Origin of the sequence: Microbacterium sp. K41 (assembly GCF_004794395.1) — a bacterium.
In the GTDB taxonomy this organism is placed as follows: domain Bacteria; phylum Actinomycetota; class Actinomycetes; order Actinomycetales; family Microbacteriaceae; genus Microbacterium; species Microbacterium sufflavum.
This window is the reverse complement of sequence record NZ_SSDO01000053.1, coordinates 1-11787: the sequence shown is the minus strand read 5'-3', so window position 1 is coordinate 11787 and position 11787 is coordinate 1. Positions and strand designations below refer to the sequence as shown.

General features: G+C 71.2%; 11 protein-coding genes and 1 riboswitch. All 11 genes read right to left on the bottom strand.

Annotated elements, in window-relative coordinates; all coding sequences use genetic code 11:
- A partial coding sequence (thiE, locus tag DW309_RS00840) for a thiamine phosphate synthase (protein WP_136044254.1) occupies positions 1–579 on the bottom strand: 579 nt, incomplete at its 3' end.
- Positions 576–1424 (bottom strand): hydroxyethylthiazole kinase, encoded by an 849-nt coding sequence (gene thiM, locus DW309_RS00835; protein WP_136044253.1) that lies wholly within the window; start codon positions 1422–1424, stop codon positions 576–578. The genes thiE and thiM, both read right to left, overlap by 4 nt.
- Positions 1415–1508: riboswitch (TPP riboswitch) on the bottom strand. Its footprint overlaps the gene before it by 10 nt.
- Before the next feature lie 7 nt (positions 1509–1515).
- Positions 1516–2505 carry an NAD-dependent epimerase/dehydratase family protein gene (locus DW309_RS00830; protein ID WP_136044252.1) on the bottom strand — a complete coding sequence of 330 codons (990 nt, stop codon included), beginning with the start codon at positions 2503–2505 and terminating at the stop codon, positions 1516–1518.
- An 81-nt stretch (positions 2506–2586) separates the two neighbouring features.
- Positions 2587–5091 carry a phenylalanine--tRNA ligase subunit beta gene (pheT, locus tag DW309_RS00825; RefSeq protein ID WP_136044251.1) on the bottom strand — a complete coding sequence of 835 codons (2505 nt, stop codon included), beginning with the start codon at positions 5089–5091 and terminating at the stop codon, positions 2587–2589.
- Positions 5091–6131: a phenylalanine--tRNA ligase subunit alpha gene (gene pheS / locus DW309_RS00820; protein ID WP_136034273.1), complete on the bottom strand. Its 1041-nt coding sequence runs from the start codon at positions 6129–6131 to the stop codon at positions 5091–5093. The genes pheT and pheS overlap by 1 nt, the downstream gene beginning before the upstream one ends.
- Before the next feature lie 49 nt (positions 6132–6180).
- Positions 6181–7107 carry an amino acid ABC transporter permease gene (locus DW309_RS00815; protein ID WP_136044250.1) on the bottom strand — a complete coding sequence of 309 codons (927 nt, stop codon included), beginning with the start codon at positions 7105–7107 and terminating at the stop codon, positions 6181–6183.
- A complete protein-coding gene (locus DW309_RS00810; protein WP_136034277.1) occupies positions 7104–7751 on the bottom strand; it encodes an amino acid ABC transporter permease in 648 nt (215 codons plus the stop codon). The genes DW309_RS00815 and DW309_RS00810 overlap by 4 nt, the downstream gene beginning before the upstream one ends.
- Before the next feature lie 81 nt (positions 7752–7832).
- Positions 7833–8747: a glutamate ABC transporter substrate-binding protein gene (locus DW309_RS00805; protein ID WP_136034279.1), complete on the bottom strand. Its 915-nt coding sequence runs from the start codon at positions 8745–8747 to the stop codon at positions 7833–7835.
- A 42-nt stretch (positions 8748–8789) separates the two neighbouring features.
- Positions 8790–9536 carry an amino acid ABC transporter ATP-binding protein gene (locus tag DW309_RS00800; protein WP_136034321.1) on the bottom strand — a complete coding sequence of 249 codons (747 nt, stop codon included), beginning with the start codon at positions 9534–9536 and terminating at the stop codon, positions 8790–8792.
- A gap of 273 nt (positions 9537–9809) precedes the next feature.
- The gene (locus tag DW309_RS00795; protein WP_240753075.1) at positions 9810–10769 is read right to left on the bottom strand and encodes a TAXI family TRAP transporter solute-binding subunit; all 960 of its coding nucleotides are present in this window, start codon (positions 10767–10769) and stop codon (positions 9810–9812) included.
- Positions 10766–11787: sensor histidine kinase (locus DW309_RS00790; protein WP_136044249.1), on the bottom strand; the 1022-nt coding region annotated here is incomplete at its 5' end. The genes DW309_RS00795 and DW309_RS00790, both read right to left, overlap by 4 nt.

Here is an 11787-nt window from a genome sequence, read left to right as displayed (position 1 = left end):
GGAGACCACGGCGAGCCCCGCCGCGCCTGCGGCCTGGAGCGCCTCGGTGTCATCGATGCCGACCCCGCCGATCGCGACGCACGGGAGCGGGCTCTCGGCCGCGAAGGCCGCGAACCCCTCGACGCCGAGCGGCTCCGGGTGGTCCGGTTTGGTGCTCGTGGGGCGGATCACCCCGACACCGAGGTAATCGATGGTGCCCTGCGGCAGTGCGCGCACGGCATCGAGGTGTTCACGGGTGTTCGCGGTGAGTCCGATGAGCGCGTCCGGACCGAGCAGCTCTCGCGCACGCCGCACCGACGCATCGGCCTGGCCGAGATGCACGCCGTCGACCCGCGCGCCGCGCGCCCGCGCCTCGACAGCGGCGTCCAGACGATCGTTGACCACCAGCAGCGCCCGCCCGTCGATCACGGCGGAGAGCGCGATGAGCTGCTCGACGGTCTCCTCGTGCGCGGCGTGCTTGTCGCGCAGCTGCACGATGCGTGCGCCGCCGTCGACCGCGCGGCGCACGGTCTCGACCACACCGCGCTTCCCGCACAGCCCGGGATCGGTGACGAGATACAGCGAGAAGTCGGCACTCATCGGGTCTCCTCCGACACGCGGGCGCCCGCGGCGACGTCATCCGCGGTCACGGCGTCGAGCGCGTCCAGCAGCGCGACAGCGAAAGTGCCGGGCCCTGCGGCGACCGGGGCGGCGTGCTCAGCCGCCACGGTGTAGACGAGGGTCGCCGCGGCGACCGCCGTGAGCGCATCGTCTCCCGTCTGCCGAGCGGTTCCGAGGAAGGCCGCCATCACGGCGCCCAGAGCACAGCCGCCACCCGTCACGCGCGTGAGCAGTTCGTGGCCGTTGGCGATGCGCACGACGCGATCGCCGTCGGTGATCAGGTCGACGGGCCCGGACACGGCCACCACGGCTCCCGTGGTGCGGGCGAGCTCCTGCGCCGCCCCGGCAGCGGCCTCGGTGCCGTCGGTCGCGTCGACGCCGCGACCGCCGGCCGTGTGGCCTGCCAGGGCGAGGATCTCGGACGCATTGCCGCGGATCGCGGTCGGACGCCGCGCCGCGAGCTCATGCGCGAGGGTCGTGCGCACCGGCAGCACGCCGATCGCGACCGGGTCGAGCACCCACGGGGTGCCGGACGCCGCGGCTCCCGTCACGGCCTCCACGCTCGCGGCGCGCTGCTCGGGCGTCGGCGTGCCCAGGTTGATCAGCAGACCGGAGGCCACACCGGCGAACATCTCGGCCTCGCCGACGATGTCGACCATCGCGGGCGCGGCGCCCAGGGCGAGCAGCACGTTGGCCGTGAAGCCCGTGACGACCGCGTTGGTGACGCAGTGCGTCAACGGAGGCGACTGCCGCAGCGCCTCCCGCAGTCTTCCCGCCGAGGCGGCGAGGTCGGGGGTGGAAACAGGACGCAGAAGATCGCTCATCGCGACATCCCTTCGCTAGTACGAACTAGATCAGGTTCGACGGGTGTGATCTCAGCCGCGGATGCGGCACCCCGTGTCACTGCCTCGCAGTCTAGCGAGCCCCGGCGGGTCCCTCCGTGACGGCCGCGAGGATCCGCAGCTCCTCGGCGCGGGTCAGCCCCGCCCTCCGCTCCCGGTCGACGCCGCGTGCGCGCTCGTCGTCGATCACGCGCGCGATCGTGTCGGCCAGCGGACGCAGCGCCCCGCCGCGCGCCCGATAGGCGGCGTTCGACCGCGTCATGAATCCGGTCATCTCCTCGGGCAACCAGAGCGGGAGCGAATGCGGGCCCATCCAGTACTCCACGCCCTGGGCCACCAGCCGATCCGCGTCGGCGATCACCGTCGCCCCCTCGTGACCAGCGGCACGACGCACGGCGGCCAGCACCTCCCCGAGCGGACGCGCATCGCCGATCGCATTCACGGGAGAACCGGGAGACGCCGTCACGAGGAACGCCGCCAGATCGTCCACATCGATCACCTGCGCGGTCTTCCCGTCGAGGGGCGGCAGGAGCACCGGACCGTCGGCCGAGCGGAGAAAGGCGGCGGCCCAGTAGCCGAAGCGATCGCTGGGGTCTCCGTCGCCCACGATCAGCCCGGGACGCGCGACGAGCGCGCGTGCACCGAGGGCCGCGACGGCGTCTTCCGCCGCGACCTTCTGGGCCGCGTAGTCGTCCTCCCCCTGGCCGTCACGCGCCGGCGCGTGACGCGGCGCGGACTCGTCGGCGCCCGCGGTCATGTCATCGGCGTACACCGACATCGACGACACGTACGTCCACTGCGCCGCACGATCGCCCAGGGCCGCGACGGCCCCCGCGACGTGTGCCGCCCGTGAGGAGACGTCCACGACGTGATCCCACTCGCGGCGGGCGACCTCCGCATAGGCGTCCGGTGCGTCCCGGTCGGCGACGATCAGCGCCGCGCCGTCGGGAGCGGCACGCCCCCCGCGCGCGAGGCAGGTCACGTCCGCGCCCGCCTCCAGCCAGCCGTGGGCGATCCGCCCCGAGAGCCAGCCCGTCCCGCCCAGGATCAGCACATCCGTCATGTGCCCATGTCAGCAGCATCCGGGGAAAGGCGGAAGGCCTTCCGCTCAGGGCAGAGCGGAAGGCCTTCGCGACGGGGTCGATCAGTCGCGCAGTGCGGCGCCGAATCGCTCCGCCGCGACCGCGACACCCGCCAGCTTGGCGTCGGTCGCCTCCGCAGCGGTGAGCGTCCGGTCGTCGGCGCGGAAACGCAGCGCGAACGTCAGGCTCTTGGCTCCCTCGGACACGCCCTCACCGCGGTAGTCGTCGACCAGTCGCACCGACTCCAGCAGCGCGCCCGCCCCCTCGGCGAGCGCCGCCCGCACCTCGCCCGCCGGCACATCGGCGGCCACGGTCAGCGACACGTCCTGCGTGGCCGCGGGGAACGTCGACAGCGAGGCCGCCACGATCCGCGTCCCCGCGAGGGTGAGGATGCGGTCGAGGTCGAGCTCGAGCACGGTGGCGCGACCGGGCAGGTCGGCGTCCTCCGCCACCGAGGGGTGCAGCTCCCCGACGTAGCCGACCTCCTCGCCGGCCGCGACGAGCGCCCCGGTGCGGCCGGGATGCAGCGCGGCGCGCTGCGCCTGTCGCACGTCGATGTCGATGCCCGCGGCGGCAGCGATCACGCGCACGGCGTCGAGCGCCTCGACCAGCCCCGACGCCTCGGCGGGACGACCCGGCTGACGCGGCGACACGTTGCCGGTGAGGAGCACCGCGATGTGGCGCTCCTGGGGCGGGATGGACGCGTCGAGCGCGGCGAGCGTCTCGTCGGAGGGGCGCACGCCGAGCGGCGGCACCTCGTCGGTTCCGTACTCGACGCCCGGCTCCGGCAGGAACACGAGGCCCGTCTCGAAGAGGGCCAGGTCGGTCATGCCGCGGGCGATGTTGCGGTGCGCGGTCTGCAGCAGCCCCGGGATCAGCGAGCGGCGCAGGTACGGGGCCTGCCCGTCGAGCGGGTTCGCCAGGCGGATGCTCGGCAGGTGCTCGCCCGACGCGGAACCGTGCAGGTCGTTCTGCGCCTCGGTCGTGAACGGGAAGGCCGGCGTCTCGACGAAGCCCGCCGCCGCGAGTGCGTTCGCCACGCGGCGACGACCCTGCTGGTGGGCGGTGAGGCCGCGACCGGACGGCGGCGTCGGCAAGACCGCGGGGATGCGGTCGAGCCCGTGGATGCGGGCGACCTCCTCCGCGAGCGTCCACTTGTCGGTGAGGTCGGGTCGCCAGGTGGGCGGGATCACGGTCCAGCCGTCTTCGGCCTCCGTCATCTCGGCGCCGATGGTCGTGAGGGCGCCCGTGATCTCGTCGTCGGTGTAGTCCACGCCGATGAGCCCCTGCACGAAGCCGGCCGGCAGCGCGATGTCCCCCACGAACACCTCGGCGAACAGCGCGCCGCCCTCGTCGGTGAGCGTTCCGCCGGCGAGCTCAACCATGAGGTCGGCCGCCCGACGCGCGGCCACGAAGGGGATCAGCGGGTCGACGCCCCGCTCGAAGCGCTTGGAGGCCTCACTGGGCAGCTTGTGGCGACGGGCCGTCCTGGCGATGGTCGTGGGGTCGAACGTCGCGGCCTCGATCAGCACGTTGCGCGTGGTGTCGCTCATCTCGGTCGTGCCGCCACCCATGACACCAGCGAGGCCGATGGGACCGGACTCGTCCGTGATGAGCAGGTCCTCCTCGTGCAGCGCACGCTCCACGCCGTCGAGCGTGGTCATCTTCTCGCCCGGCGTCGCGCGACGCACCGTGATGCCGCCCGCGAGCTTGTCCAGGTCGTAGCCGTGCAGCGGCTGCCCGAGCTCGAGCATCACATAGTTCGTGATGTCGATCAGCACGCCCAGCGACCGCATGCCGGCGAGGCTCAGCCGGGCGATCATCCACGGCGGCGTCGGGCGGGACGGGTCGACGTCTCGCACGACGCGCGTGACGAACTCGCTCGCACCGACGTTGCCGCGCACCGGGGCCCGGTCGTCGACGACGGTCGTGTGACCGGAGCCGGGCTGCAGCTCGGCGAAGTCGCGCTCGGCGGGGTCGCGGAAGGTCGCGCCCGTGGCGTGGGCGTACTCGCGGGCGACACCGCGGACCGAGAAGGCGTAGCCGCGATCGGGCGTCACGTTGATCTCCACCGCGACGTCGTCGAGGCCGAGCAGCGCGATGGCGTCGGTGCCCACCGGGGCATCGATGCCGAGGTCGGACAGCACGACGATGCCGTTGTGCTCGTCGCCGAGGCCGAGCTCGCGCGCGGAGGCGATCATCCCGTCGGACACGTGCCCGTAGGTCTTTCGCGCGGCGATCGGGAACGGGCCGGGCAGCACCGCACCGGGAAGGGTCACGACGACCTTGTCCCCGGCGACGAAGTTGTGCGCCCCGCAGACGATCCCGCGGACGCCGCCGTGCTCCTCACCGACGTCCACCTGGCACCAGTTGATGGTCTTGCCGTTGGACTGGGGCTCCGGTTCGAGCGACACGACCTGGCCGACCACCACGGGACCCGTGATGGCGAAGCGGTGCACGTCCTCCTCTTCGAAGCCGACCGTCACCAGCGCCGCGAGGACATCCTCGGGCGTGGTCTCCGGAGCCAGATCGACGTACTCACGCAGCCACGAAAGCGGGACGCGCATCACACCACCATCCCGTACTGCTCGCTGAAGCGGACATCGCCCTCGGCCATGTCGCGCATGTCCTGCACATCGCTGCGGAACATGAGTCCCCGCTCGATGCCCATGCCGAACGCGAAGCCGCTGTAGACCTCTGGATCGATCCCTGCCGCGCGCAGCACGTTCGGGTTGACCATGCCGCAGCCGCCCCACTCGATCCAGCGCGCGCCGCCCTTGAAGGTCGGGTGCCACAGGTCGAGCTCAGCGGACGGCTCCGTGAAGGGGAAGTAGTTGGTGCGGAAGCGCATCTTCGCCTCCGGCCCGAAGAGCTGACGCGCGAAGTGGTCGAGCGTGCCCTTCAGGTGCGCCATCGTGATGCCCTTGTCGATCACGAGCCCCTCGAACTGCGTGAACACCGGCAGGTGCGTGGCGTCGAACTCGTCGGTGCGGTACACCCGCCCGGGGCACAGCACGTAGATCGGCACCTCGCGGTCGAGCATCGAGCGCACCTGCACCGGGCTGGTGTGCGTGCGCATCACCAGGTGACGGGAGGTCGGGTCGACGTAGAACGTGTCCTGCTCCTGGCGGGCGGGGTGGTCGACGTCGAAGTTCAGCGCATCGAAGTTGAACCACTCGTGCTCGAGCTCCGGCCCCTCCGCGATCTCCCATCCCATGCCGACGAAGATGTCCTCGACCTGGTCCTGGAGCAGCGTGAGCGGGTGGCGGGCACCGACGCGCGTGCGCGAGGGGACCGCGGTGATGTCGACCCGCTCGGCCTCGAGCCGTGCGGCGACCTCGGCGGCGGCCAGCTCGGCCTCCTTCGCCGCGAGCGCCTGGGTCACGCGCCCCCGCCCCTGGCCGACGAGCTTGCCGAACGCGGCCTTGTTCTCGGGGGCGACCTGGCGCATCGAGGCGTTCAGGACCGCGAGCGGCGATCCCTCGGCGACGTGCGCGGCTCGGGCGGCTTTCAGCTCGGCGGTGTCGGCGGCCGCATCGATCGCCGCGAGGGCGTCGGCGACGGCGGCTTCGACCGCGTCGGGGGTGATTTCCGGAGACTCTGACACGGGAGTCGAGTCTACCGGCGCGGGACGCGCGTCCCGCGCCGGCCGCGACTCAGAGACCCGGGCCTCCGGAGTTGTTCGCGTCGTGCTTGCCCACTCCCCGCTGCATCACGATGAGCGACGTGTTCGTCTCGCCGTCGTGCTGGCGGGGGTCCGGCTCCACCGGTCCCGCCTTCGGCGAGCGCTTCGCCCGACGCTGCAGCCGGTAGGCGATGTAGGAGAGCAGGAGACAGACCGCGACGTACATCGAGCCGCCGACGATCGCCGCCGGGATCAGCGGCGAGCCGTAGGGCGCCTGGTTGCCGATCTGGTTGATGACGTACAGCAGCTCCTGGTACGTGATGATGAAGCCGAGCGCGGTGTCCTTCAGCGCCACCACGAGCTGCGCGATGATCACGGGCATCATGGCCCGCACGGCCTGCGGGAGCAGGATGAGCGACATGACCCCCGTCTTGCGCAGACCGATCGCGTAACCGGCCTCCTGCTGTCCGCGCGGCAGCGACTCGATCCCGGCGCGCAGGACCTCGGCGAGCACGGAGCCGTTGTAGACGATCAGCGCGATGACCACGGCCCAGTAGGGCGGCATCTTGACGCCGAGCACGGGAAGACCGTAGTAGAGCAGCATCATCAGGATCAGGACGGGCACGGCCCGCAGGATCTCGATGATCCACCGCACGGGCTCACGCACCCAGGCGTGCTCGGAGAGCCGGCCGATGCCGAGGACGAAACCGAGCACGAGGGAGCCGACCCCCGCGACCGCGAAGGCGGCCAGGGTGCTCAGCAGTCCCTCGCCGAAGCGCACCCAGACCGCGGAGTAGGTGAAGATGTTCCACTTCTCGGGGGCGAACTGGCCGGTGGCGTACAACCGCCAGACCACCCAGCCGAGGACGGCCAGCACCACCAGCACCGTGACGGCGCCGATGAGACGGTTGCGGGCGACCGCGCGGGGCCCGGGGACGTCGAACAGGACGGAACTCATCGCGCGATCCTCCACTTGTTCTCGAGCACGCGCTGCACCCAGCTGAGCAGCAGCACGAGCACGACGAAGATGACCATGACCCACAGCAGCACGACCAGCGCGTTCTCGCCGCGCTCGCTCAGTGCCGCCCGGATGGTGCCGAGGTTGACCACCGAGAACCCGGCGGCCACCGTGGTGTTCTTCATGAGGGCGATCAGCACGCTCATGAGCGGCGGGACCACGGACCGCGTCGCCTGCGGGAGCACGACGTAGCGCATGACCTGGCCGAAGTTCAGTCCGATCGCCCGTGCGGCCTCCGCCTGCCCGACCGGGACCGTGTTGATGCCGGCGCGGATGGCCTCCGCGACATAGGTGGCGGTGTAGAGGCCCAGCGCGATCACGGCGAGGAGCAGAGCGTTGACCCGCTCCCCCAGCAGGATCGGGAGGCAGAACGCGAAGAAGAACATCACCAGCGTGAGCGGGGTGTTGCGGATCCAGTTCACGTACACGCCGCCGACGGCGCGCGCGATCGGAACCGGCGACACCCTGGCCGCGCCCACGATGAGGCCGAGCACCACGGCGATGAGGCCACCGCCGAGGAACAGCGCGATGGTCCCCCACAGCGCTTCACCCCAGAGATCGAGGTGGTCTGAGATCACTCCCACTGCTGTGCCTTTCGGTTCGTTTCTACGTCAGATGAGGCGACGGAAGCGGGGCGGGCGACCGTGCCGCCCGCCCCGCGGTGATCAACCGACCGGGTCGACCTCGGGCTGCTCCGCCTTCACACCGGAGGCACCGAGGTTGTTGTCGAAGATCTGCTGCCAGATGTCGCCACCGTCGGTCAGCTGCGTGTTGAAGTACTCGACCAGCGCGTCGTCGCCCTTGGCCACGCCGATGCCGTAGCGCTCCTCGCTGAAGGGCTCGCCGACGACCTTCAGGTTGTCGGGGTCCTGCGCGGCGTAGCCGATGAGGATGGCCTCGTCGGTCGTGACCGCGTCGACCTGACCGTTCTTCAGGTCCTCGACGCACTTGGAGTACGTGTCGTACTCCTTGGTCGGGACATCGGGGTAGTTCGTCTTGATGTTCTGGATCGGGGTCGAGCCGGTCGCCGAGCACACCGTGGTGGACGAGCTCAGGTCGTCCACGCTCTCGATGTCGCTGTCGGCGCCGACGAGGAGGCCCTGACCGGTGACGAAGTACGGGCCGGCGAAGGAGATCTGCTCCTTGCGCTTGTCGGTGATCGAGTAGGTGCCGACGTAGTAGTCGATGTCGCCGTTGACGATGGCCTGCTCGCGGTTCGCGGAGGCGATCGCCTGGAACTCGATCTTCTCCGGGTCCACGCCGAGCGATGCGGCCATCCAGCGCGCGATGTCGACGTCGAAGCCGGTGCGGTCGCCGGTCACGGGGTCGAGGTAGCCGAGACCGGGCTGGTCCTCCTTGACGCCGACCTTGACGGTCCCCGACTCCGAGATCCGGTCGAAGGTCGGGCTGCCGTCGATGCTGACGTCCTCCAGCACCGTCCACGGCGTGGCGCTCGAGGTGTCCTCGTCGCCGTCCTCGGGTGCTCCGGTGCTGGACGGGGTGCCGCTGTTGCAGGCGGTCAGGGCGAGCAGCGCCGCCGCCGCGATCCCGATGCCTGCCAGTGTCCGTGTGCGTCGCATGTGCGTCTCCTTCGTGTGCTGTGGGTGCAGGGTCTGGTGGGGTCAGTGGGTGAGGAGCTTCGAGAGGAAGTCCTTGGCGCGGTCGCTCTTCGGGTTGGTGAAGAACTCCTCCGGCTTCGCCTCCTCGACGATCCGGCCGTCGGCCATGAACACGACACGGTCGGCGGCCTTGCGCGCGAAGCCCATCTCGTGCGTGACGACGATCATCGTCATGCCGTCCTGGGCGAGCTCGACCATGACGTCGAGGACCTCGTTGATCATCTCCGGGTCGAGCGCACTGGTGGGCTCGTCGAACAGCATGACCTTGGGCTGCATCGCCAGGGCCCGCGCGATCGCGACGCGCTGCTGCTGACCGCCGGAGAGCTGCGCGGGGAGCTTGTTCGCCTGCTGCGCGACGCCCACGCGCTTCAGCAGCGTCATCGCCTCGGCCTCGGCCTCCGACTTCTTGAGGCCGCGGACCTTGATCGGCCCGAGCGTCACGTTCTCCAGGATCGTGAGGTGGGCGAAGAGGTTGAACGACTGGAACACCATGCCGACGTCGGCGCGCAGGTGCGCGAGCGCCTTGCCCTCGGCGGGGAGCTCCTTGCCGTCGATGCGGATCGAGCCGCTCGTGATCGTCTCCAGGCGGTTGATCGTGCGACACAGCGTCGACTTGCCCGACCCGGACGGGCCGATCACGACGACGACCTCGCCGGTGTTCACGGTCAGGTCGATGTCGCTGAGCGCCTGGAACTCGCCGTAGTGCTTCTGGACGTTCTCCACGACGACGAGAGGGGTTTCAGAGGTCATCATTTCTCCAAACTAGCCACGCGTTGCGCGCGGTTCCAGGCACCACGGTGAGGTTTACACGTTCGTAATCACCTGATCGCGGCGACAATGCGGCAGTGCAGGGTCGCCCCACGGCCCGCCCCCTCGGGCCGTGGGATCGCCCTGCTGCCACGCTCCCAGCGACAGCAGGCAGCAGGTGTCCGATCGTGTGCGATCGACCTCACCCTGGCAGAGCTGCTCGGGTGCCGTCCGACTTCTTGAGGATTTCTTGAGCAGCCGGACGGCCGCCACGGATCAGCCCCGCAGGTCGCGGTAGTACTCCTGCGCGCCGGGGTGCAACGGCACCGGACCCGTGAAGATGGCCGACCTCCGGTCGAGCAGCGCCGCCGCCGGCACCTGTTGCGCGAGAGCCGTCCTGGCATCGAACAGCGTCGCCAGCACATCCCGCACCACCCCCGCGGGCGTCGAGCCCGCCGTGACCAGGTAGTTCGGCACGGCGAGGGTGGTGACCGCGGCAGCGAGCCCGTACGTTCCCGCCGGCACGTCGGCGGGCCTGTACGCGTGCGAGTAGCGGTCGTTGACCTCGTTCACCCACTCCTGCTCGATCGGCAGCAGGCGCACGTCCGCGGTCCGTGCCAGCTGCGCGATCCCCGGGGTCGGCAGCCCGCCCACCCAGAAGAACCCGTCGATCTCGCCCTCCGCCATGGCTGCGATCGACGCACCGAGGTCGAGCTGGGGGTCGCGGATCGACGCCGCGTCCACCCCCGCCGCGTCCAGCACGCGCCCCGCGATCACGTTGACCCCCGAGTTCTCCGCCCCGAGCGACACCGTCATCCCGGCGAGATCGGCGAGGTCGTGCACCGGGGAGTCACCGCGCACGACCACCTGCAGGTACTCGTCGTACAGCCGTGCGACCGCCGTCACGTCCTGCGGCTCGGTGAAAGCTCCCGTCCCGGCCACCGCGTCGGCAGCGGCGTCGCCCTGCGCGAACCCCAGCAGCGCCTCCCCGGCGCTCACCCGCAGCAGGTTGTCGACCGATCCGGCCGTCTGCTCCGCCACCAGGTCGACCGTCCTGGCGCTCGACACCGCGTCGGCCACCGCGGTGCCGTAGGCGAAGTACACACCCGTCGAGCCTCCGCTCGCGATCGTGTACTCCTCGTCGCCCCACTCGCCCGACCGGGTCGCACACGCCCCGAGCGTCAGCGCCAGGCACGTCACGAGCAGTCCGGCGACCAGGCGCCCCACCCGGCTCACGCGGCGCCCTCCGCGGGGAGCACCAGCGCGACCAGCAGCCCGCCGCCGTCGGCCGAGCTCACCCGCAGCTCTCCGCCGACCGTCGTCAGCAGGTCCGTCGCGATCGCCAGCCCCAGGCCCGTGCCCGGCTGGTCGCCGCTGTCGGCGCTGCGCCAGAACCGATCCGTCGCCGCCTCCGCGTCCTCCCGGCTGAGCCCCGCCCCGTGGTCGCGCACCGTGAGATGGCACCCGTCGGCGTGGCGCCGCGCCCCGATCTCGATCGTGCCTCCGGCGGGCGAGTACTTGACGGCGTTGTCGATCGCCGCGTCCAGGGCGGCCTCCACGATCGTGCGGTCCGTGATCGTCATCACCGAGTCCTCGCCGGTGCGGTGCAGCGTCATGCCCCGATGCTCGGCCACGTCGCGCCAGGCCTCCAGCCGCCGCGACGCCACGGCCGCCAGGTCGACGGCCGACAGCGTGGAGTCCGTGCGCCCGCCGCGGGCCAGCCCGAGCAGCGTCTCCAGGATGCGGCTCATCCGCCGGCCCTCCTCACGCGTCTCCTCCACGTCGGCGTCCCACTCCGCTCCGAGGCCGGTCGCGAGGTGCTCGACCCGCAGCAGCAGCGCGTTCAGCGGGTTGCGCAGCTCATGCGAGGCGTTCAACGCGAACTCCTGCTGCCGCGTCATCACCCGTTCGATCTCGTCGGCCATGCCGTTGAACACCCGCGTCATGCGCCGCAGCTCCGGGGGTCCGGTGTCCTCTGCGACCCTGGCATCCATCTCGCCGCGCTCGATCGCCACCATCGCCTCGTCCAGCCGTCGCACCGGCGAGAGCACCCACCGCGCGAGCCCGGCCACGAGAAGCACGCCGAGCCCGCTCAGCACCACCACGACGGCGCCCAGGAGCAGCGTCTGCTGCAGGATCGCGGCGCGAGGACGGTCGACGTCGCCGGCCACCAGCACCGCGCCGATCACGTCACCGTCGTCGAACACCGGCTCCACGAGCGCCGCATCCGGCACGGCCCACGGCGGCGCGGGCG

What these genes read in the sequence shown, in the direction of transcription:
- DW309_RS00800 (WP_136034321.1), bottom strand. Translation starts at nt 9,536, where the DNA reads ATGACCTCTGAAACCCCTCTCGTCGTCGTGGAGAACGTCCAGAAGCAC.
- DW309_RS00830 (WP_136044252.1), bottom strand. Translation starts at nt 2,505, where the DNA reads ATGACGGATGTGCTGATCCTGGGCGGGACGGGCTGGCTCTCGGGGCGG.
- DW309_RS00815 (WP_136044250.1), bottom strand. Translation starts at nt 7,107, where the DNA reads ATGAGTTCCGTCCTGTTCGACGTCCCCGGGCCCCGCGCGGTCGCCCGC.
- DW309_RS00805 (WP_136034279.1), bottom strand. Translation starts at nt 8,747, where the DNA reads ATGCGACGCACACGGACACTGGCAGGCATCGGGATCGCGGCGGCGGCG.
- pheT (WP_136044251.1), bottom strand. Translation starts at nt 5,091, where the DNA reads ATGCGCGTCCCGCTTTCGTGGCTGCGTGAGTACGTCGATCTGGCTCCG.
- thiM (WP_136044253.1), bottom strand. Translation starts at nt 1,424, where the DNA reads ATGAGCGATCTTCTGCGTCCTGTTTCCACCCCCGACCTCGCCGCCTCG.